General features: G+C 67.5%; 19 protein-coding genes. 8 read left to right on the plus strand and 11 right to left on the minus strand.

Annotation, left to right across the window (positions count from 1 at the left end):
• Nucleotides 1-18: 18 nt before the first annotated feature.
• The 5 genes from ACWF4Z_RS02145 to ACWF4Z_RS02165 form a co-directional block, all read right to left on the minus strand.
• Complete coding sequence (locus ACWF4Z_RS02145; protein ID WP_452241061.1) at nucleotides 19-294, minus strand: hypothetical protein; 276 nt, start codon at nucleotides 292-294, stop codon at nucleotides 19-21.
• Nucleotides 291-602: a hypothetical protein gene (locus ACWF4Z_RS02150; RefSeq protein ID WP_452241062.1), complete on the minus strand. Its 312-nt coding sequence runs from the start codon at nucleotides 600-602 to the stop codon at nucleotides 291-293. Before ACWF4Z_RS02150 ends, ACWF4Z_RS02145 begins: the two co-directional genes overlap by 4 nt.
• Nucleotides 603-681: 79 nt before the next feature.
• Nucleotides 682-1,344, minus strand: a complete 663-nt coding sequence (locus ACWF4Z_RS02155) for a DUF6766 family protein (RefSeq protein ID WP_452241063.1) — start codon at nucleotides 1,342-1,344, stop codon at nucleotides 682-684.
• 31 nt (nucleotides 1,345-1,375) lie between these two features.
• Complete coding sequence (locus ACWF4Z_RS02160) at nucleotides 1,376-1,852, minus strand: vitamin K epoxide reductase family protein (protein ID WP_452241064.1); 477 nt, start codon at nucleotides 1,850-1,852, stop codon at nucleotides 1,376-1,378.
• A gap of 3 nt (nucleotides 1,853-1,855) precedes the next feature.
• On the minus strand, nucleotides 1,856-2,758 hold the full coding sequence (locus ACWF4Z_RS02165; RefSeq protein ID WP_452241065.1) for a DUF929 family protein: 903 nt from the start codon (nucleotides 2,756-2,758) through the stop codon (nucleotides 1,856-1,858).
• A 256-nt stretch (nucleotides 2,759-3,014) separates the two neighbouring features.
• Between ACWF4Z_RS02165 and ACWF4Z_RS02170 the strand changes: the two genes are divergently transcribed.
• Together ACWF4Z_RS02170 and ACWF4Z_RS02175 are read left to right on the plus strand one after the other, a co-directional pair.
• Nucleotides 3,015-3,890 carry an AurF N-oxygenase family protein gene (locus ACWF4Z_RS02170; protein ID WP_452241066.1) on the plus strand — a complete coding sequence of 292 codons (876 nt, stop codon included), beginning with the start codon at nucleotides 3,015-3,017 and terminating at the stop codon, nucleotides 3,888-3,890.
• Nucleotides 3,887-5,110, plus strand: a complete 1,224-nt coding sequence (locus tag ACWF4Z_RS02175) for an FAD-dependent oxidoreductase (RefSeq protein WP_452241067.1) — start codon at nucleotides 3,887-3,889, stop codon at nucleotides 5,108-5,110. Before ACWF4Z_RS02170 ends, ACWF4Z_RS02175 begins: the two co-directional genes overlap by 4 nt.
• Here ACWF4Z_RS02175 and sigJ read toward each other — a convergent pair.
• Nucleotides 5,103-5,996, minus strand: coding sequence for an RNA polymerase sigma factor SigJ (gene sigJ / locus ACWF4Z_RS02180; protein WP_452241068.1), 894 nt, complete (start codon nucleotides 5,994-5,996; stop codon nucleotides 5,103-5,105). The two genes, ACWF4Z_RS02175 and sigJ, sit on opposite strands and share 8 nt — an antisense overlap.
• 89 nt (nucleotides 5,997-6,085) lie before the next feature.
• Here sigJ and ACWF4Z_RS02185 point away from each other — a divergent pair, with 89 nt between their 5' ends.
• Genes ACWF4Z_RS02185 through ACWF4Z_RS02200 form a run of 4 tightly spaced genes read left to right on the plus strand, consistent with a single transcriptional unit; the run spans nucleotide 6,086 to nucleotide 8,995 of the window.
• Nucleotides 6,086-6,526 (plus strand): YybH family protein, encoded by a 441-nt coding sequence (locus ACWF4Z_RS02185; RefSeq protein WP_452241069.1) that lies wholly within the window; start codon nucleotides 6,086-6,088, stop codon nucleotides 6,524-6,526.
• A 57-nt stretch (nucleotides 6,527-6,583) separates the two neighbouring features.
• Entirely contained in the window at nucleotides 6,584-7,897 is a 1,314-nt protein-coding gene (locus ACWF4Z_RS02190; protein WP_452241070.1) for a sensor histidine kinase, read from the plus strand.
• A complete protein-coding gene (locus tag ACWF4Z_RS02195; RefSeq protein ID WP_452241071.1) occupies nucleotides 7,894-8,517 on the plus strand; it encodes a response regulator in 624 nt (207 codons plus the stop codon). Before ACWF4Z_RS02190 ends, ACWF4Z_RS02195 begins: the two co-directional genes overlap by 4 nt.
• Before the next feature lie 55 nt (nucleotides 8,518-8,572).
• On the plus strand, nucleotides 8,573-8,995 hold the full coding sequence (locus ACWF4Z_RS02200; RefSeq protein ID WP_452241072.1) for a hypothetical protein: 423 nt from the start codon (nucleotides 8,573-8,575) through the stop codon (nucleotides 8,993-8,995).
• A gap of 9 nt (nucleotides 8,996-9,004) precedes the next feature.
• Here ACWF4Z_RS02200 and lexA read toward each other — a convergent pair whose 3' ends face one another.
• The 5 genes from lexA to ACWF4Z_RS02225 form a co-directional block, all read right to left on the minus strand.
• Nucleotides 9,005-9,658, minus strand: a complete 654-nt coding sequence (lexA, locus tag ACWF4Z_RS02205) for a transcriptional repressor LexA (protein ID WP_452241073.1) — start codon at nucleotides 9,656-9,658, stop codon at nucleotides 9,005-9,007.
• Nucleotides 9,659-9,754: 96 nt separating this feature from the next.
• Nucleotides 9,755-11,839: a glycosyl hydrolase family 28-related protein gene (locus ACWF4Z_RS02210; protein ID WP_452241074.1), complete on the minus strand. Its 2,085-nt coding sequence runs from the start codon at nucleotides 11,837-11,839 to the stop codon at nucleotides 9,755-9,757.
• A 35-nt stretch (nucleotides 11,840-11,874) separates the two neighbouring features.
• Nucleotides 11,875-12,783 (minus strand): carbohydrate ABC transporter permease, encoded by a 909-nt coding sequence (locus ACWF4Z_RS02215; protein ID WP_452241075.1) that lies wholly within the window; start codon nucleotides 12,781-12,783, stop codon nucleotides 11,875-11,877.
• Nucleotides 12,780-14,708 (minus strand): carbohydrate ABC transporter permease, encoded by a 1,929-nt coding sequence (locus ACWF4Z_RS02220; protein WP_452241076.1) that lies wholly within the window; start codon nucleotides 14,706-14,708, stop codon nucleotides 12,780-12,782. The genes ACWF4Z_RS02215 and ACWF4Z_RS02220 overlap by 4 nt, the downstream gene beginning before the upstream one ends.
• A gap of 2 nt (nucleotides 14,709-14,710) precedes the next feature.
• The gene (locus ACWF4Z_RS02225; protein ID WP_452241077.1) at nucleotides 14,711-16,318 is read right to left on the minus strand and encodes an ABC transporter substrate-binding protein; all 1,608 of its coding nucleotides are present in this window, start codon (nucleotides 16,316-16,318) and stop codon (nucleotides 14,711-14,713) included.
• 196 nt (nucleotides 16,319-16,514) lie between these two features.
• On the opposite strand from ACWF4Z_RS02225, the gene ACWF4Z_RS02230 reads away from it, so the two are divergent.
• Both ACWF4Z_RS02230 and ACWF4Z_RS02235 read left to right on the plus strand, forming a co-directional pair.
• Nucleotides 16,515-17,294, plus strand: a complete 780-nt coding sequence (locus ACWF4Z_RS02230; RefSeq protein ID WP_452241078.1) for a FadR/GntR family transcriptional regulator — start codon at nucleotides 16,515-16,517, stop codon at nucleotides 17,292-17,294.
• A gap of 127 nt (nucleotides 17,295-17,421) precedes the next feature.
• Nucleotides 17,422-20,187: a BTAD domain-containing putative transcriptional regulator gene (locus ACWF4Z_RS02235; protein ID WP_452241079.1), complete on the plus strand. Its 2,766-nt coding sequence runs from the start codon at nucleotides 17,422-17,424 to the stop codon at nucleotides 20,185-20,187.
• Nucleotides 20,188-20,212 lie beyond the last annotated feature (25 nt).

Here is a 20,212-nt window from a genome sequence, read left to right on the forward strand (position 1 = left end):
CAGTTCCCCGCGGAAAACCTACTTCGGCTTGTGGGTGGCGCAGACCGCGTCCCACTCGGTGACGCGGAGCAGGCCCGGATCCGGGCTCGAAGTGCTGGCAAAGGCCAGCCCGTCGATGCAGATCCGCGCAACGTTCGGGAACTTGTCCGCGTTGCGGTAGACCTCGACGTAGTCGACATCGAGGATCTTGTCCGGCGGCGCACCGTAGTCGCCGCCGCGGTCGCCCAACTGCTTGGAGCAGCCGGACAGGAGCAGGATCAGCACTACCGCGGAGACTCCGAGCCGGCGCCTCACTTCGACCCCTGGTGCTCGGCGCAGAAGCTGTCCCACTCCGGCACTCTGATCAGCGCGGGATCGGCGTCGTTGTTGTCGCCGCGGGCACCACTGGAGGTTGTCGCGAACGCCCGGCCCTGGACGCACGTGCGGGAGATGTTCGGAAAGTTGTCGGCATTGCGGTAGACCTCGACGTAGTCGACGTCTCCGATGTGGTCGGGTGTGGCGTTCTCGTTGCCACCACGATCGCGCAGTTGCGGGGAACACCCCGAGAGCAGCAGTGCAGCGGCGGCGGCAACTCCCCAGATCGCGACTCCGGAACGGGTCATCCGTTTCTCCTCACCCCATGAAGTTGTCTACCTCAATACTCCCAGCGAGCACCGACATTTTCGCTCGGGAAGAGGGTCGTCAACTGCCTGTTTCGGAGTGCGGGGCGTGGACCGGTTTCGACTGCGCGGAACGGCGCTGGCGCAGGTAGATCGAGCCACCGATGATGGCGGCGACGGCGAGGAACTCGCTCTGCCAGTTCTGGAACGACTCGTACCAGAACTGCGAGGTACCCAGGTACTGCCAGGTGGTGACGGTCTCACCGCCGTGCTGCAACTGCTCCTGGCTGTACGACGCGGCGCCGGTCGCGGCATGCAGCAGGAACGACAGCAGGAACACCAGCCCGAACGCGATCGCCAGTGAGTTCTCGTACAGGTGCAGGATCAGCGGGGATCCATGACGCACCGGCCAGGGCGCGTTGCGGTCGTTGCGATGGTCACGGGGATCCTCGTCCTGCGGCGTCGGCTCGTCGATCGGCCGCGACTCCGCCGATCCCTTCTGGACGAGGTACGCCGTCAGCAGCACGTACATGCCCATCTGCAGGAACTCGGACTCCCAGTTCTCGAACAACGCCTCGCCGAACGACGACGAACCGACGTACTGCGCCATCGTCTGCGTCGGCCGGCCGTGGTCCTGCAGTTCGGAGTTCTCCTGCGCGTGTCCGGTGAACAGCAAACCGATCAGGAACAGGACGAAGAGCGCCAGGTTGGCGAGCAGGAGTGCCCGGAGTCGAAGCCATTGCATGCCTCACCCGGTACCCCAGGAGTAATGCGTTTTAATCAGCGGCAGGTGGGGCCAGCGCCAAACGGATCACGACGAGGCCGAACAGGACCAGCGTGAGGACGTGGACGACGGTGCACCACAGGCAGATCGCGTCGATCTGGAAGAGCTCGGCCCAGATCAGGTAGCACACGAAGACCACGCCGACCAGGACGGCCGCCAGCCGCAGCCTGCCCGGCCAGGGCGACGTCGTACGCCAGAGGGGTGGCAGGGAGAGGACGGTCATGCCGACGAAGAAGAGCAGGCCCAGCAGGGCGACCGGGATGCCGAAGAGTTTGGAGTACTGACTCGAGGTGACCTTGAAGCAGTTGACGACACCGGTTTCCGGGCAGGCGAGCGTCGTACCGGCGGTGAAGTGTTCATAGGTCAGGTACGCCGCGACCCCGATGCCGACGATCGACACGGCCAGCGTGGCCCACGGGATCCAGCCCAGTCCGGTGGAGGTGTCGGAGCGTTGTGCTGTGCTGCTCATTGCTCAGCTCTTCCCCAGCTTCGCGGCCGCGCCGGTGACGGCCTCGGTCGAGCAGACGTTGGTCGGCTGGTTGTTGGTGAGCTTGCACATCGCGGCGGTGTAGACGTTGGCCGAGCCGAGGATCGCCTTCGCGATCGGGCTGGACGGATCCTTGAGCGCGTCCGCGACCTCGGCCTGCGTCTTGCCGGCCAGGACCTCCGGGGTGTTGGTGGCACCCGACCCGACGAACTGCCCGCCGAGGTCGATGAACGGGATCGAGCCCCCGGTCTTCACGTACGGCGGCTGGTTGTACTTGTCGAACGTCGCCTGGTCCGCGGCGGTCGGGGTGTCGAGCGGCTTGTAGTTGTTGCCCTCCGGCTCGTTCGTCGTGGTCTCGACGCCGGTGAAGCTGAGGTACTGGCTCGTGTACGTCGCGCCGTGGAACGACAGGGTCGGGGTGTTCGGATACACGTCGGCCGCGGCGGAGTGCGTCGTACCGAGGTTGGTGAACTTGCCGAACCGGGACAGCGCCACCGTGACCGGCCACCGCTCGAACGCGCAGTACGGGCAGAACTCGGCGCCGATGTAGAGCACCTTGGGCTTGCCGTCGGCGGTCAACGGCTCGCCGGTGATCGCCGACGGCGCGGCCTGGACACCGGAGGAGCCGACCGCGGCGAAGGCTGAGTCGGGGACCGAGGAGAGCGCGGCAACGATCGACGCGTCCGCGGCGCCGGTAGGACCGGTCGCGGTCTTCTTGCCGCCACCGACCAGGCGGATCGTCACCAGACCGGCGATGAGCACGATCACCACCACCACGGCACCGACCGCAAGCAGAACCCGCCGCCGCTGCTCGGCCCGCTTCTGGGCCGCAAGCTGCGCCGCGATCTGCTCGCGCCGCTGGGCCTTCTGCTCGACACGCCTACTCATGACTCTCCTTAAGTCGCAGCCGTCGTACTCGGGCGCGCGCCATCCATTACACCCATGGAACACAACTGCTGGTCGTCCCCGGAAGTTCCGCTCGCCCCCAGCGAACTACCGTTCCGTCACCACGAGATTACAGAGGGCAGAGACAGCGGTGTTCGGGGAGGGTCGGTGTGTCTGAGGTTCGGCTGTGTAGACGGTTGCCGGTTGGTTCGACATCGCTTATGTTACATAGGGGATGTCAGATGATCGGAGGTGCTGGATGCAAGGCACGGACGAGACGGCGCGGCGGTTGCTCGGGTCCTCGGCGCAGTTGTCGCGGGATCCGGAGACGGAGATCGACTGGGACACCCCGGTCGGCGACGCGTACGGCCTGAGCCCGGAGTGGAGCACGCTCTACGGCACGCCGTACTGGGATGAGCTGACCGTGGCGCAGCGGCAGGAGCTCAGCCGGCACGAGGCGGCGTCGGTGGCGACGACCGGGATCTGGTTCGAGCTGATCCTGCAGCAGTTGATCATGCGCGACGTGTACGACAAGCCGCCGACGAGTGCGGAGTTCCAGTGGTCGCTGACCGAGGTCGCCGACGAGTGCCGGCACTCGATCATGTTCGCGAAGGTCTCGGCGCGACTGGCCCAGGCCGAGTACCGGCCGCGGTGGCTCGCGCGTGAGCTCGGCCGGATGTTCAAGACGGTCGCCATCGGCGAGACGGCGTACGCCGCGATCCTGGTCGCCGAGGAGGTCACCGACGTGATGCAACGCGACTGGATGCGCGACCGGCGGGTCGAGCCGCTCGTGCGCCAGGTGAACCACATCCACGTCGTCGAGGAGTCGCGGCACATGGTGTTCGCGCGCGACGAGACCCGCGAGCGGCTGGCCGGCGCGGGCCGCGTCCGGCGCTGGGTCAGTGCGCTGGTGATCGCGCTCGCCGCGGACGTGATCGTGTCGAGCATGGTCGTCCCCGAGGTCTACGCCAACGTCGGCCTGGACGTCGACCGCGCCGTCCGCGCGGCGCGGCACAACAAGCATCACCGATCGTTGCTGCGGGCAAGTTGTGCGAACCTGATGGACTTCCTCGGTTCGATGGGCCTGCTGACGCCGGCGGCCGCGCGCGTGTATCGGCGGACCGGGTTGCTATGAGCTACGCCATTTCGGGCGAATGCTGCGCGGACGCGAGTTGTGTCGCGGCCTGCCCGATGAACTGCATCCACCCGACGCCGGGGGAGCCCGGATTCGGGACCGGCGCGAGCCTGTTCATCGATCCGCGGACGTGTATCGACTGCGGGGCGTGTGCCGACATCTGCCCGGTCGATGCCGCCCAGCCCGCGGATCAGGCCGCCGCGGAGGATGTGGAGCGCAACGCGGCCCACTTCGCCGATCAGGAGCCGCTCGACGGGACGGATCTGGATGCGTGGCAGCCGCCGGCCTTCCGGACCTGGGGTGGCGGGCCGCGGCGCGTGCTCGTGGTCGGCGCCGGTCCGGCGGGGATGTATGCGACCAGGGAACTGTTGCTGCGGACGTCGGCCGAGGTGACGTTGGTGGACCGGCTGGCGGAGGTCGGCGGGTTGGTGCGGTTCGGGGTGGCGCCGGATCATCCTCGTACCCGGCAGATCATCTCGACCTTCGAGCGCATCGCCGCGCACCCGCGGGTGCGCTGGCAGCCGGGGACGGATGCGGCCGAGGCTGGGCCTGAGTACGACGCGGTCATCCATGCGGTCGGCGCCTACCAGAGCCGGCGGCTGGGGATTCCGGGTGAAGAGGCGGCGTGTGCCGCGGAGGACTTCGTTGCCTGGTACAACGGTCGACCGGGTGCGGTGCTGCCGGTCGCGTTGACCGGCCCGCGAGCAGTTGTCGTGGGCAACGGCAACGTCGCTCTCGACCTGGCCCGGCTGCTGGTGAGCGACGAGGCCAGGCTGGCGGAGATGGAGCTGCCGGCGGATGTACGTCGTACGCTCGCGACCAGCGAGGTCCGTGAGGTCGTGCTGCTGGGGCGGCGTGGTCCCGAGCAAGCGGCCTACACCCAGCCGGCGCTGGCGGAGCTGATGGCCGCGGTGGGTGACCGCGTCGAGCTGCGCTTCGGCGTCCGGCCAACCCGATGGAGCTCGGCCGGACTGCAGCTCGACACCGGCGAGACGATTGCCGCGGGCAACCTCTTCACCGCGATCGGGTTCGAAGGACGCGCGATCGACGGACTGCCGTTCGACGCCGAGCGAGGCATCGTGCCGAACGTCCGCGGCGCCGTGGTCGACCGGCCCGGGCACTACGTCGCCGGCTGGATCAAACGCGGCGCGCGGGGTGGTATCGGTGTGAACAAGGCCTGTGCGCAGGAGACCGTGCATACGTTGCTCGGGGCTAGTTGATCCAGGGCCGCAGCTTTTCGGGGTTGCGGACGGCCCAGATGTTCGCGATGCGATCGTCGGCGATGTCGAACGCGATCACGGTCTCGATGACGCCGTCGTACTCGATCACGAGACCGGGCTGGCCGTTGACGGTCCGCTCGTGCAGGGTACGGCCGAGGCTGAAGATCGGCAGGTCGATGAAGTACCGCGCGACCGCTGTCCCACCGTGGACCGGGAAGAGCGAGGCCTGGACCAATCCACCACCGTCGGCGGTCGCGGTGACGTCGGGGTCCAGCAGTGCGATGAGCGCCTGGATGTCCGCCGCCTCCCAGGCCTGTTTGAACTTGCCGATGAGCTCGGGCCGCGGCGCCGGAGTCAGCGCCGGATACAGCGTCGGATTCTGGGCGGAGTTGATCCGCCGCCGGGCCGAGGTCGCGAGTTGGCGGCAAGCGGCCGGCGTCCGGCCGACGATCTCGGCCACCTCCGGGAACGGGTACCGGAACACGTCGTGCAGGATGAACGCGACCCGCTCGGCCGGCGTCATCGAGTCGAGGATGACCAGGAACGCCATGTTGACCGACTCGTCCAGGGTGACCCGGTCGGCCGGATCGGTGCTGGTCTGCCACTCCGAGGGCAACGGCTCCGGCACCCATTCACCGACGTACCGCTCCCGCCTGACCCGCGCCGAGCGCAGCAGATCGAGGCAGATCCGGCTCGCGACCTTGGTCAGCCAGGCACCGGGTACGTCGATCGCCTGTTGCTCCTGACTCGACATCGCATACCACCGGACGTACGTCTCCTGGACCACGTCCTCCGCGTCGGACAGCGAGCCGAGCAGCCGGTACGCGAGATTGATCAGCTGCCGCCGCTCGCCCATGATCACGCCCAACTCCGGGTCGTCGGTCATCGTCCGCCCTCCCTTTCCACTGGTACGACGAAACGCCGCACCAGACTGTGAGGTCTCACAGTCCCGCCGACTGTTTCGTCGTACCCGACATGACAACACAGCAGGCACTGGCCGAAGCCGACATCCGCGAACGCATCGAGACGCTGCGCGACGGGATCATTACCGGGGACCTGGGTGCGCTGAAGACGATGTTCGCGCCGAACCTGGTCTCGTTCGATGTCGAACCGCCCTTGCGACACCTCGGCGCCGAGGCGAAGTGGAAGAACTGGGAGCGCGTCTTCACCGTCTTCCGGCCACCGCTCGGTTACGACGTCAGCGATCTGACCGTCCTCGTGGACGGCGACCTGGCCGTCGTGTACAGCCTCAACCAGCTCAGCGGCACGATGCCGAACGGCGTGAAGAGCGCGTCCTGGGTCCGGTGGACGGCGGCCTGGCAGAAGATCGACGGTGAGTGGCTGATCGTCCACGACCAGGTCTCGTTCCCGACGTACTTCGAAACCGGCCAGGCCGCGATGGACCTGATCCCCTGAGTACTAGTACTGAGGTCGGGGCTGTTCTGGGCGTGAGTGGCACCTACGATCCCAGGCATGGTGAGACGTGGTGACCGTGGGCCGATCTCCACGGGTGGTTTGCTGGTGCGGTTCACCGCGGCCGGGCTGATCGTGTTGCTGTCGTTGGCTGCGTTGATCGCGTATGTGGCCCGGCAGGCGGGGGTGGAGCAGGCAACCGATTCGGCCCGGCAGGTGACGTTCGTGACCGCGCGGGGCGTGGTCGAACCACGCCTCGACCCGGAGGTGGTTAGCGGGCAGCCGGCCGCGTTGCAGTCGTTCGATACCGCCATGCGGAGGTATGTCCTGCAGGGCTCGCTCGTGCGGGTGAAGTTGTGGAACGCCGATGGCCGGATCGTGTACTCCGACGAGCCGCAGCTGATCGGCCAGCAGTTTCCGCTCGCGGCCGACGAGCTCGAGGCGCTTCGGCTGCAGGGGAGTATCGCGTCGGAGGTCAGCGATCTCAGCCGGCCGGAGAACCGCTTCGAGATCCCGTACAAGAAGCTGCTCGAGGTGTACGTCGGAGTCCGCGGCACCAACGGGGAAGCGATGTTGTTCGAGGCGTACTTCCAGTACCAGGCGGTGACCGAGGCCGGACAGGCTGCGTGGCAACGGTTCGCGCCGCCTTCCCTGGGTGCGTTGCTCGTGCTGGAACTGGTGCAGATCCCGTTCGCGTGGTCGCTGGCCCGGCGGGTGCAACGGCAACAGCGTGAGCGCGAGCGGCTGCTGCAGCACGCCGTCGACGCATCGGATGCGGAGCGACGGCGGATCGCGGGGGAGTTGCACGATGGCGTCGTCCAGGAGTTGACCGGGCTGAACTATGCGCTGGATGCGATGCGGCTGGGCAATCCGACCGAGGGCCAGCGGGCCGAGGTGATCGCCGACAGCGCCGGCAGGCTGCGCGGGAGTATCGGGTCGCTGCGCTCGTTGCTGGTGGACATCTATCCGCCGAACCTGGCCGAGGAAGGGCTCGCGTCGGCACTCGCGGAGCTGGCGGGCGGCCTCGAGCGTGCGGGTATCGACGTACGGCTCGAGACCGAGGGAGCGGAGGACTTGCCGCCGGCGACGGCGGCGTTGCTGTTCCGGGCGGCGCAGGAGGTGGTGCGCAATGTGGCCGCGCACAGTGGCGCGCGGGAGGTCCTGATCAAGGCGGAGCGGGTCGACGGTCGCGCGGTCTTGATCGTCGACGACGACGGCCGGGGATTCGACGAGTCGCGACTCGATGAGCGCAGCAGTAACGGGCACCTCGGGCTACGCTCGATCGGCGACCTGCTCGCGGAGTCGGGTGGCACGCTGACGGTCCGGGCCGCACCCGGCCAGGGGACACGGGTGGAAGCCGAGGTGCCGGTGTGATCCGGGTGTTGATTGTCGACGATCACGCGATCGTCCGGACCGGACTGTCTCAGCTGCTCGGGACCGCGGACGACATCGAGCTGGTCGGTGCCGCGGGTGACGGTGCCGAGGCGGTGACGATGGCGGCCGAGCTGCGGCCGGACGTCGTACTGATGGACCTGTCGATGCCCGGGACGGACGGGATCGCGGCGACCGGCCAGATCGTGGCGGCCGATCCTGAGGTGCATGTGCTGGTGCTGACGTCGTTCAGTGATCAGGCGCGGATCCTGGACGCGCTGCAGGCCGGAGCCGAGGGGTATCTGCTCAAGCACAGTGAACCGGAGGTGATCCTGGCCGGGGTGCGCGAGATCGTCGCCGGCGGATCGCCGCTGGATCCGAAGGCCGCGCGGGTCCTGCTGACGAACCGGCGCAGCCCCGGGCCGGAGACCAAGCTGACCGATCGCGAGCAGGAGGTGCTCGCCATGGTCGGGGACGGCCTGCCGAACAAGACGATCGCCCGTCGGCTCGGGATCAGCGAGCGGACGGTGAAGGCCCATCTCACCAACGTGTACCAGCGCCTCGGGGTGACCGACCGCACCCAGGCCGCATTGTGGGCGCAGCGCCAGCGGCGGGATGAGTAGGTACTAGTACCAAGGTCCGATGGCGCCGACCGCCCACCTGGGACACCATCTAGCCATGGACTCGGACGACCCACGCCGCCGGCCGGTCGTGCTGCGGACCGGCGGAGCAGACTCAGAGCCGACCCGGCGGCCGGTGCGCTACCTAGCCTGGGCCGGCATGAGTTTGCTGGGCTTGGTTGCGGCGGCCGGGCTGGTGGCCGGAGGTACGGCGGTCTGGTCCGCCTTCGACCCTGGTACGCCGGGGAACTCGCCGGCCCCCCTGTGGTTCCCGCCGCCGACGACCATCACTCCCCAGCAGGCCACGCCAACACCTGACGACCACGGCGGCGATCGCACCCGCACGCCGTCCAGCACCACCACGCCCTCCGACGATCACCGGACCACCACCACCGAGCCGGGTGACGACAAGGGTGGCGATCGTTCCGGCAAGTCCGGCTCCGGCAAGTCCTCCTCCGACGACAAGCTCGGCCACAACTGAACCTGAGGGCTAGACGCTCCGGAGGACGGAGACGACGATGCCGAGGATGACCGCGGTGTCGCCGTCGATGACGTCGTACGCCGGGTTCCTCGGCTCGAGGTAGACGTGCCCGTTACGGCGGCGGTAGACCTTCACGGTGGCCTCCTCGTCGATCATCGCGGCGACGATCTGACCCGAGTGCGCCTCGGACTGCTGCCGGACCACGACGATGTCACCGTCGCAGATCGCGGCGTCGATCATCGACTCGCCACGGACCCGGAGGCCGAACACGTTTCCGCGTCCGGTCAGACCACGCGGTAGCTGCATGACGTCGTCCACGTGCTCGATCGCGGAGATCGGCGTACCGGCCGCGATGTCACCGACGACGGGCACCGGCACCGAGTCCCCGTCCGATTCCCGCGCGGCCGACTCCGGGAGGAACATCCGTACGTCGATCGACCGTGAGACCGACGGGCTGCGTCGGAGGAAGCCCTTCTCCTCGAGGCTGGCCAGATGCTTCGACACCGAGGACGACGACCGCAGTCCGACCGCGGCACCGATCTGCCGGCTGCTCGGTGCGTAGCCGTACCGCGTCGCGTGGTCCCGGATCAGCACCAGGATCCGCTGTTGCCGCTCCGGAAGCGCGGCGGTGTCGAGGTCCCCGAACGGGTCAAGATCAGTCACCACGAGATCCTAGACCGCCGCCTCCCGGCCACGGTCCTTCGACCCGCCGGTGGGTGGGCCACCCGCGCTCCGGGCGACCCACCACCTGTCCGTCGGTTACGGCTTGCTGGTGTAGAGCGGCATCATCGTGCCGGTGCTGCTGCGTGGGGTCAGCGCCCGGACAGCCACCGAGGTGAGATCTCGGGTGACGCCTTGCTGGATCTCGCGGATCTGCACCTTCACATCGCCGTCGGCGACCGCCGGATCGGCCACCACCGGGTTGTGGACCGAGTTGGCGTAGATGAACGACGCCTTGGAATCCCTGATCAGGAAGGAGATCTGGTCGGTCGGAATGAGCTTCTCGACCGGGTAGAGCAACGCGCCGAGCAGTTCGGTCTTGCCGCCGCTCTCGGTGTCGATGATGCCGCCGACACCTCCGACGTCGGAAATACGTTCGGTCTTCATGCCGAGGATCCAGAGGGTGCCACCAAGGTTGATCACCTTCTGAACGGGCCCCTCGGCGTTGAACTGGCGGGCGAAGACCCGCTGCGGGTGACCGATCGTGTAGCCCGCCCCGCAGACGTCCTCGATGAAGAGATCACCGGTGCCGGCAACGCCGTTCTGGTACGCGTGCCCGGGGTCCTTGCGGTCGAAGACGGTGTTCCGAATGGTCACGGAGCCGCTGGAGTCGTGCTGGAGGTAGACCAGCCCGGGATAGACCTGCGAGCCGTTGCCGAAGCGGATGTGGTCGACGATCACATCGGTGGGACCGTTGAACACGAACAGCGGACGTCGCGGTGTGCCGGGCGCGGGGGTCGTGGTGTAGGAGGTCCCGGGCACGACCTTGGAGTCGAAGCCCTGGATCATCCGGATGCCGCCGGACACCTGGATCGGGTCGTTCAGGGTGTACTTGCCGGCCGGGAAGTAGATCGTCGTGGCGCCATGGAGGTTCGCATACGCGATCGCGGCCTGCACGCCGGGAGAACTGTTCCCCGCACCGGTCTTGTCCGCGCCGTAGTCGGTCACGTCCACCATCTTGGCCTGATCGGTCTCCTCGAACTCCGGGGTCTCGACGATCGGTAGCTTGAGCGACGCCGACCCGCCGCCGAACTGGGTGTAGACCGGTCCCGAGGTGTACTCCGCGATCGACGCGCCGGGGATCGTTTGCAACTGGGCGTCGGACAGGGCCGACTTGTACCCGGTGGTGCTGACGTCGCGTGCGTACAGGGTCTGGTAGTTCTGGATCGCTGAGACGGTGTTCGAGCCGCCAGTGAGTTGCGCCCCGATCAGGGTGACCAGACCGGACTGGCCGGTGAGCGTACTGCTGAAGTTCTGGATGGCCGGTACCCGGTTGTTCGAGGACAGATTGCGGATCGACAGCACGTTGTCGGTGTTGAGGATGCCGGCCGTCAGCTGGTTGCTGAGGGCAAGGTTCTCGAACGTGACGGAGTACTCCAGCTTGCTCGTGCGGACGCCGTACTGGAACCCGTCGATGGTGACGTTCTTCATCAGGCAGGGGCCGGTGGCATATCTGATCATCGCGAGCCCGGCGACGCCGATGTGGTTCGGGTCGCCCGAGCGCAGGGTGACGTTGCGCAGACCGCAGTAGTTGTTGCCGAGGAAGCTGACCGCGTTGGCGCCGGGGTTACCCTTCCCGGTGTTGACCGTCAGATCGAAGATGTAGTTGTCGAATCCGTTGTTGCCGCCACCCTGACCGGCGTCTCCCGACGACGGCTCCAGCGAGGCGGTGTGGATGACAGAGTTCGGCTCGGACGTGTTCTGGAAGAGCGGGTTGTTGTCGCTCAGTTGGATAGTGGTCTTGCCCTGGTTGTCGCCCTGAAGGGTGATCTCGGACTGCCACAGGCCGCTGGTGTCCTTGTAGAACAGGGGTTTGGTGACTCTGTAGGTCCCTTGCGGGAAGTAGAGGATGCGCGAGGTGTCCTGCTTGCGGATGTTCGCCGAGATGGCTGCCTGGATCGCCGCGGTGTCGTCGGCGATGCCGTCACCAACGGCACCGTAGACGGTCTTCACGTTCAGCATGCCGTTGTTGGCGGGGAACGTGCGTTGGGCCGACAGGCTGGTCCAGTTCGGTCGAGGTCGCTTCGCTTCCGCCGGAGTCTTGTCAACGGTGGACAGTCCGGTCCACGCGAGTGGTATTGCCAGTAGGAGGGAAACTGCGATGGCCAACGGGCGGTGTCTCATGGTGTCCTCACTCTGGTTGCAGGATGGCAGATCCTTCAGGCCTTCACCGCTCCGGACGTGACGCCGGCGACGAAGTACCGCATGCCCAGTACGAACACGATCAGTTGAGGGATGGTGGCGAACGCATAACCGGCGGCCTGGATGCCGAAGTCGGGCCGGTTGACGTACTCGTCGATCCGCGGGCTGAAACTCTGCAACGCCATCAGCAGCGTCTCGTTGTCCTTGCCGAGGATCAGGGTCGGCCAGATGTAGTCGCCGTAGAAGGTCAGGAAGTTCATGATCGCGACGGTGACCAGGATCGGGAACGCCAGCGGTACGGCGATCCGCAGCATCGACTGCAGTTCAGAGGCGCCGTCGATCCGCGCGGCCTGGAAGATCTCGTCGGGCTGGGACCGGAAGAAGGTCGAGATCAGGAAGATCGCGAACGGCAGCCCGGCCGCGATGTAGAACACGATCAGTCCCCACAACGAGCCGACCAGATGCAACTGGTTGGCCAGCACGAAGTCGGGGGTGAGCAGGATGACGCTGGGCACGGTCATGACCGCGAGGACCGCGTAGTACAGGAAGTCGCGACCGGGGAAGCGCAGCCTGGCGAAGGCATACCCGGCGGCGACGGAGACGACCAGGATCCCGGCGATCGACACGACCGCGACGAACAGGGTGCGACCCATTGCCGGGAGCAACTTCAGCAGCGCCGCGCGGTAGTTGCCGAAGTAGGGCGCGGAGAAGGGGTTCCAGAAGTCGACGTAGATGTCCACTCCGCGCCGCAGGGACAGGTCGATCATGGTCAGGATCAGGAAGAACGACGCGATCGCGAGGCCGATCAGGATCGCGTACTGCACAATCCCCGCGGCGGTGACCCGACGCCGGCGCTGCGGTCGGGCGACAGGTCGCTCGGCGGGTGCGGGCGGGGTGGCGGCCCGGGTCCGGGTGGTGATGCTCACGCCTCTACCTCCATGGCCGAACGCCGGAACCGCAGGATGAACATGGTCGCCGCGACGATGACCACGAACAGGATCACGCCGATCGCGGAGGCGTACCCCAGGTCGCCCGACCCGATCCGCGAGTACATCTCCAGCGCCGGTACGTAGGTGGACGTTCCGGGTCCGCCGTTCGTGAGCAGGAAGATCGACGCGAAGCCCTCGACCGACCCGACCACCGCGAAGAACGTGACGATCCGGAACTGTGGCCGCAGGTAGGCCAGATCCACATGGAAGAATCGTTGCCATCGGCCCGCACCGTCGATCGCCGCCGAGTCGTACACCTCCCGGCCGATCGTCAGCAGGCCACCGAGGAAGATCAGGAACGGGAAGGCGGTCAGGTACGGGAAGCCGACCGCGATGACGGATCCCAGCGCGGTCGCCTCCTCACCGAGCCAGGCATGCTGCAGCTGACCGAGACCGATGGCCGAGAGCACCTTGTTGACCAGGCCGTCCGGGTCGAAGATCTGCTTCCACAACAACGTGACCACGAGCGTCGGTACGACGGCCGACAGGACGAACAGGGTCCGGAAGAGGTACTGGTGAAAGGCATTGCGCAGCCAGTACACGAGCTCGGCCGCGAGCAGGGGAGCCACGATGGTCTTCACGATGCTGGCTGCCACCACGATCACCATGTTCTTGACGCCGGCCCAGAAGTAGGCGTCGTCGGTCAGGATCGTGTGGTAGTTGTTCAGACCCACCCAGGTGGTCACCGAGGTGAGGTTGAAGTCCGTGAACGAGTAGTAGAAGGCGCTCAGGGCCGGATAGAAGGTCAGACCCACCACGAGCAGGACAGTGGGCGCCACCATCAGATACGCCAGTCGCGCGCGCCAGACCTGCGTGGCCGTGCGGGTGACTGTCGCCCGGCGACGGCCCGTCAGCGCAAGTAGCACGATCAACGCGATCGCCAGGAGTACGTCGAACGCGATCCACCAGGGCTGCAATGCCTCCGCGCGGACGATGCCGCGGGCGGCGCTGACGTCGATCGCAGACCAAGGACCGGACTGCGGTACGGCGGCTGTGGGGGTCAGAGCACGGATTGCGGAGTCAGCCGCCTGGCGTGAGACCAGTAGGCGCCCTGACCCATCCAGGACGCTCACCGCGCCGTGCTGATCGCCGATGAGGATCTGGCCGGATGCTGCGTCGTACGCGATCGCCGTGATCGGGTAGTCGCCGACGTCGACCGTGCCGAGCGAGTTGCCGTCCTTGTCGAGCAGGTTGAGTCCGCCGGTCTTGTCGCCGACCAGGACCCAGCCGCGCTGCGGTACGGACGCGATGCTGGTGACGGGCTGTGGAATGGTCACTTGCCACGCTTGCCTGCCGTCCCGGAGTGAGAGCATGCCGACCCGGGCACTGACCGTTCCGTACACCGCGCTGTCGCCCGTAGCGTCCAGAGCGGTCACCGTCGAGCCGACCCGCACCGCAGTCCCGGCCGGGTAGACGTCGACGCTCGAGTTCTCGCCGTACACGCCGGCGCCGTGCGCTGTCACCAGGGTGGAATCCGGTCCTGCCCGGAGACCACTGACCGCGTCCGGCACGTGGCGGGTCGACGTCGGGTGCAGTGTGGAGTCGAAGGTGTAGACCGTGCCCAACGACGTACCTGCGTAGTAGGTCGATCCGTCCGCGGCGATGCCGCCGACCGTTCCGTCCAGCTTCTGGCGTGCGGCCACCTGGCCGTCCCGGACGATCGCCACCTCATTGCCCAGCGTGGCGACCAGCGTGGTCGACGGATCCACAGCCACGGCGGCCGCGATGCCCTCGACCGCCGCCGGCCGGGCCGACACCAGCTCGCCGTCGGTCGACGCGTGGACGACGGCGAACGCTGCGTTGCCGACCACCGCGACGCCCAGCAGCGCCGCGGTCAGTAACCGGGTCTTTGTGGTCTTCACGATTACGCCGCACCTGGCCGGCGCGACGGGTTGTCGATGTCGTCCTTGGTCAGCGACAGCTTGGCGATCATCTTGTCGAAGTTGTCGTGGAAGTACTTCTGCAGTTCCGAGGCGTAGGCCTGCGGAGTGATGCTGCCTTGCAGCGCCTTCTTCAGCAGGCCTTGCAGATCGGCCTTCGAGGTCGGGTCGGCTCCGGCCGTCCAGGCCTGGTTCAGCACGACCTCCGCGTTGCCGACGAACTTGACCGCGTCGTTCTGCTTCTGGATCGCGGCCGGCAAGGTCAATCCGTTGATGCCCATCGTGCCGACCTCGATGCCGGCGCCGATCTCGGCGTCCAGATAGGGCTGGTAGCCGGCCTTGGACAGCCAGAACATCGCGAAGTCGACGGCGAGCTCGGTGTGCTGGGTGTCCTTCTTGATGATGCTGACGTAGTCGCCGCCCTTGGGTTCGATCGCCCGCAGCTTCGACTTCACCAGGGTGCCCGACATCGCCGGGCTGTCGAAGGTCTGGACGGTGAACGGCTTGACCGACTTCGACGTGAAGTCGGCGGTCAGGGTCTTCTGCGTCTCCAGCGGGTCGGCCATGATCATCGCGACGTTGCCCTTCAGCAGCGACGGGTAGACGTCGGCCATCACGAAGAAGTCGCTGGTGGCGTACTTGGGGAAGACCTTCGCGAGGTTGCCGACCAGCTCGGCCATCGCGGGGGTGTCGAACCGCAGCTTCCCGTCCCGGATGCCCTGCCACAGGCGCTGCGGGCTGTAGGTGTACTTGGAGTGGATGGCGCCGTCGTTCGCGTCGTAGCTGAACTTGCCGTCGAGGTCCGGGTTGTAGTTCCAGTCGCCCTTCTGCGCGCGCACGGTGTTCACCCAGTCGACGTGGTACTGATCGAAGTAGATCTCGGTCAGCCACTGCGGCACGATCCACTGGTAGTTTGCCGCGATCGGCGTGATGCCCGCGGCCTTCAGCTTGGCGCAGACGTCCGCGAACTCGTCCCAGTTCGTCGGCGGGTTCACGCCGGCCTTGGCGAACAGTTCGGTGTTGTAGACCCAGCTCAGGTGCGAAACCCCGGTCGCGGCCTGGTACAGCTGGCCGAGCGCGTTGCGCGAACCGCCACGATCGAAGTTGATGTCCTGACCCCACGGCTGGCCCGTGTAGGGGTTGGTGGTTGTGCGGTACTGATCGAGGTCGACGTACCCGCTGTAGGTCTTGGCGTAGACGCCGCTGACGAAGTCGGGCCGGGGGTTCTTCGCCGCCAGTTGGGTGGTGAGGAACTGCGTGTAGGCGTCCGAACCGCTGAACTCCTGGGTCTCCCAGACGATCTCGACGCCGGGCTGGACCTTCTTGTACGCGTCGGTGAGCGCCTGCTGGGCGGCCTTCGGGGGATTGGTCGTCGTGCTGATCACCAGCTGACCGGTGAACCTCTTCGCCGCCCCGCCCGTGGTTGCGCCGGCTTTGGTCTGCTCGAAGCCCTTGTCGTCGCTCCCGCTGCAGGCCGCGAGGAAGGCGCCGAGACCCGGTACGGCGACGCCCACCGCCGCCGCCCTGGTCAGGAACTCCCGCCGCGTCGACCCACGGCCGCCCACTGGATCCAGACTCAGCTTGCTGGTCATCGTGACCCCTCCACCCACTCCGAATTAACCCGATGAATCGCTTGGTGCGGCGACCGTACAACCGAGTCTGTGAGGAGTCAATAACCGGGTGTATCTGATCTGAACCGGTACTTCGAGCCTGCAGAACGCCGGAATCATCCGGTTATTGACCCGGTTGATGGTCGCCTCTATCGTCGGCGGTGAGATCATTCATCCGATGATTCAGCGAAGAGAGGTCGTGTGGCCGATGGGACGCATCGACGGTGCGGTGGATCAGATGAAACAGCTCATCACCGACGGCCGGCTCCGGCCCGGTGACAAGCTGCCGGTCGAGAAGGACCTGGCCGGCTTGCTGGGCGTCTCGCGGAACTCGGTCCGCGAGGCCGTGCGGGCGCTGACCACGATCCGCGTACTGGAGGCGCGCCAGGGGGACGGGACCTACGTCACCAGCCTCAAGCCCGAGCTGCTGCTGGACAGCCTGAATTTCCTCGCCGACCTGCATCAGGACGCGACCGTGCTGGACTTTCTTGCGGTCCGGCGATTGCTCGAGCCGGAAGCGACCGCGCTGGCCGCGAGCCGTATCGGGGTGGACGAGTTGGAGGAGCTCGATCGACTGCTGATCGAGGCCGAGGAGCTCGCTGCCGCCGACGAGATCGACCACGCCGGCATGGTCGCCAACGACCACGCGTTCCACTCGCTGATCATGCGAGCCTCGGGCAATCCGGTGCTGGCCGGTGTCATCGCCAACATGTCCGGCCAGACCCTGCGGGCTCGTGTCTGGCGCGGTCTCATGCAGGACCAGGCCGCCTCCCGCACCGTCGCCGAGCACCGCGCGATCCTGGAGGCTCTCACCGACCGCGACCCCGACCGGGCCAAACTCCGCGCCGCCATCCACGTCGCCGGCGTCGAGGACTGGCTCCGCACCACCGTCGCCGCCGACGTAGACCCCGAAGACACCACCCAAGCCGACCGCGAACCCCCTTGGCCCGACCGATAACGCCAAGCAAGGCCCCAGGATGATCGATAAACCTGCTGCCTGCTTCCATCTCTCTTCAATTGGCTCTCGTCGGACTGCCCGAAAGGATCTTGCAGAGGAACCGCCTGTCACTGTCATGATGTAACGCATGACGGGATCGGGGGATCCCCGGGTCGAGGTGCTGGTGCTTGGGCCGGTGGGCGTTGTCGTGGGGGAGGAATCGCTCGAGATCGGGCGACGGATGGAGCGGATGCTGGTGGTCCGGCTCGCGCTCGCGCGCAGGCGGGTGGTGCCCGATGAGGCACTGGCCCGCGATCTGTGGGGTGAGGAGGAGCTGGAACCGGACCGCGTGGTCGAGCGGCTCCGGGTGCTGTCGCATCGGCTGCGCCGAGCGCTCGGTGCCTACAGTTTCGCCGTACGGCGTAGTGGCGGCGGCTACACGCTGGATGCGATCGTGGCGGACGCCGACGCGGTGTCGGAGGCACTCGGCCGGACGTCCGGCTTCCGCCGTACTGGGGAACCCAAGCGCGCATTGGGCGTCATCGTCGAGGCGCTGGAGCTCTGGCGCGGGCCGGCGCTGGCGGACCTGCGCGACATCCCGTTCGCCGCGACCGAAGCGGCTCGCCTCGACGGGATCCAGCGCGAGCTGCAGGTCCAGCGGGTGGAGCTGGAGCTCGAACTGGGCATCGACAACACCACCGACGTCGAGCGCCTGGTCATCGAGCATCCGCTGGACGAACGGCTCACCGGCCTCGCGGCGGTCGCGCTGTACCGGGCCGGCCGGCAGGCCGATGCTCTGGATCGGTTGAGCCGGTTGCGGACTAGGCTCGCCGACGAACTCGGCGTCGACCCGTCGCCGGCCACCGTCGAGCTGGAGGTGCGGATCCTTCGCCAGGACCCGGAGCTGCTGCCGGCCGCCGAAGCGGCCCGCTCCCGGCTGCCGGAGCTGCCCTGGCTGACGCCCCGTGAGAACTTCGTCGGCCGGAGCAACGATCTCGTCCAGCTCGTCGAGGAGCTGGACCGGCTCGGCCTGGTCACCATCGTGGGCGGACCGGGCGCCGGCAAGACGCTGCTGGCCCGCGAGGCCGCGATCGCGATCCAGCGCGGCGGCCGACCGGTCGCCTGGTGCGATCTGGCGCCGGTCACCGACTCGCCTGGTCTGATGGCCGCGCTGGCCGTCGCGACCGGCGTCGACGCAGGGCCTGACGCATTCGGGGGTGCGGTCGAGCGTCTCGAGGGTGCCCTGCTCGTGCTCGACAACGCCGAGCATCTGGTCGACGAGGTGGCCGAGCTGGCCAGGACCGTTGTCTGGAAGGGGAATCGGCTCTCCGTCCTGGTCACGTCGCAACGGCCGCTCCGGCTGCGCAACGAGCACATCCACCGGCTGGGATCGCTCGATTCCGCGGCCGCAGCCGAACTGTTCAAGGCCCGCAGCAAGTGGGACGCCAACGAGTTGGACGACGAGCGAGTGAGCGCGATCTGTGCGGCGGTCGATCGGCTGCCGCTCGGTATCGAGCTGGCCGCCGGTTTGTTGCGCACGCTGACGTTGGATCAGCTGGCGGTCCGGATCGACCGTCGGATGCGGCTGCTGGTGGCCGGCAACCGCGACTCGGGCGCCCGTCATTCCAGCCTGCGCGCGGCCATCGACTGGAGCTACGCGCTCCTCGATCCGGCCGGCCAGAGCGTCCTCGAACGGCTGTCCGTCTTCGTCGGCGGCTGCACGCTCGAGGCTGCCGAGGAGGTTGCCGGGGGCAACGGGATCCCGGTCGCCGACATCCCGGTCATTCTCGCCGATCTGCACGAGCGCTCGCTTCTCACCGTCACCACGGTGAACGGCGTCCCGCGGTACGTCCTGCTCGAATCGATCCGCGACTTCGCGCTCGAACGCCTGGCCGGCCAGGGCGACGCCGTACGACGCGAGCACGCCCGCTGGTGTGCGGACCTGGCCGGACGGACCGAGCGGTACGGCGCTGCCGACCACTCGGACCTGGTGCGCGAGCTCCGGGCCGAGGAGGCGAATCTGCGCGCGGCGATCGGGTTCTGCCTCGACAACGATCCGCCGCAGGTCCTCCGGATCGTGAGCCCGACCTGGTGGTTCTGGTGGAGCCACGGCATGATCGCGCAAGGCAGGGACTGGCTGCGCCGGGCGCTGGCAGCCGCCGATCCGGCGCCGAGCCTCGAGCGAGCCACGGCACTTCGCGTAACCGCTTCGTTGACCCGCAACAGTGGGGATTTCGAGCCGGCGCGGGAGTTGGGCGAGGACGCCCTGGCCATGTTCCGCGACCTCGGCGACGACCGCGGGTACGGGTCCTCGTTGGTGGGGGTGGCGATCACCAGTCTGGCCGTCCGTGATTTCGGGCAGGCGCTGGTTCAGGCAACCGAGGCCGCCGGGGTGTTCGGTCCGATGGGTAACGAGCGACTGTTGTGCACGGCCTTGAACGTGGTCGGTGCGGCGTTGCGTGGCCTCGGCCGGTCGCAGGAGGCCGAGGAGGTGCTGCGGGACGTCTGTGCGCGGTGGACCGCGATCGACGATGCACGCGGACTGGCCGGGTCGTTGGTCAGTGTCGCCTTGATCCGGCTGCACATCGGCGACCTCGTCGAGACGCGTGATCTGCTGGTCCGGGCGATGCGGCTCTACCGCCAGCTCGAACTGACCGAAGGCGTGATCGATGCCCTCGACCTGCTCGCCGCGGTCGAGGTGGTCGAGGGCCGTCCGGCGCTCGCGCTGCGGATCCTGACCGTCGCCACGCTCGAGCGGACCCGGATCGGTGCGCCCCAGATCATGATGGACGAGCTGGACGCGCGCGATGCCGCCGAACGGTCGGCGCGCGCGGCGCTCGGCATCACCGCGGCGGGCGTGGTGGCCGAGGCGCGCGCCGTACCGTTCGAGGCCATCGTCGCGGAGCTCAGCTGACTGGGTCGGACTCAGCTGACTGGGC

It is taken from the genome of Kribbella sp. NPDC055071, from assembly GCF_053608045.1.

Excerpts from the sequence above, each read along its gene's own strand:
- ACWF4Z_RS02190 (WP_452241070.1), top strand. The coding sequence starts at position 6,584 with ATGGTGAGACGTGGTGACCGTGGGCCGATCTCCACGGGTGGTTTGCTG.
- ACWF4Z_RS02175 (WP_452241067.1), top strand. The coding sequence starts at position 3,887 with ATGAGCTACGCCATTTCGGGCGAATGCTGCGCGGACGCGAGTTGTGTC.
- ACWF4Z_RS02155 (WP_452241063.1), bottom strand. The coding sequence starts at position 1,344 with ATGCAATGGCTTCGACTCCGGGCACTCCTGCTCGCCAACCTGGCGCTC.
- ACWF4Z_RS02150 (WP_452241062.1), bottom strand. The coding sequence starts at position 602 with ATGACCCGTTCCGGAGTCGCGATCTGGGGAGTTGCCGCCGCCGCTGCA.
- ACWF4Z_RS02160 (WP_452241064.1), bottom strand. The coding sequence starts at position 1,852 with ATGAGCAGCACAGCACAACGCTCCGACACCTCCACCGGACTGGGCTGG.
- ACWF4Z_RS02225 (WP_452241077.1), bottom strand. The coding sequence starts at position 16,318 with ATGACCAGCAAGCTGAGTCTGGATCCAGTGGGCGGCCGTGGGTCGACG.
- ACWF4Z_RS02210 (WP_452241074.1), bottom strand. The coding sequence starts at position 11,839 with ATGAGACACCGCCCGTTGGCCATCGCAGTTTCCCTCCTACTGGCAATA.
- ACWF4Z_RS02200 (WP_452241072.1), top strand. The coding sequence starts at position 8,573 with ATGGACTCGGACGACCCACGCCGCCGGCCGGTCGTGCTGCGGACCGGC.
- ACWF4Z_RS02170 (WP_452241066.1), top strand. The coding sequence starts at position 3,015 with ATGCAAGGCACGGACGAGACGGCGCGGCGGTTGCTCGGGTCCTCGGCG.
- ACWF4Z_RS02165 (WP_452241065.1), bottom strand. The coding sequence starts at position 2,758 with ATGAGTAGGCGTGTCGAGCAGAAGGCCCAGCGGCGCGAGCAGATCGCG.
- ACWF4Z_RS02235 (WP_452241079.1), top strand. The coding sequence starts at position 17,422 with ATGACGGGATCGGGGGATCCCCGGGTCGAGGTGCTGGTGCTTGGGCCG.
- sigJ (WP_452241068.1), bottom strand. The coding sequence starts at position 5,996 with ATGACCGACGACCCGGAGTTGGGCGTGATCATGGGCGAGCGGCGGCAG.
- ACWF4Z_RS02230 (WP_452241078.1), top strand. The coding sequence starts at position 16,515 with ATGATTCAGCGAAGAGAGGTCGTGTGGCCGATGGGACGCATCGACGGT.
- ACWF4Z_RS02185 (WP_452241069.1), top strand. The coding sequence starts at position 6,086 with ATGACAACACAGCAGGCACTGGCCGAAGCCGACATCCGCGAACGCATC.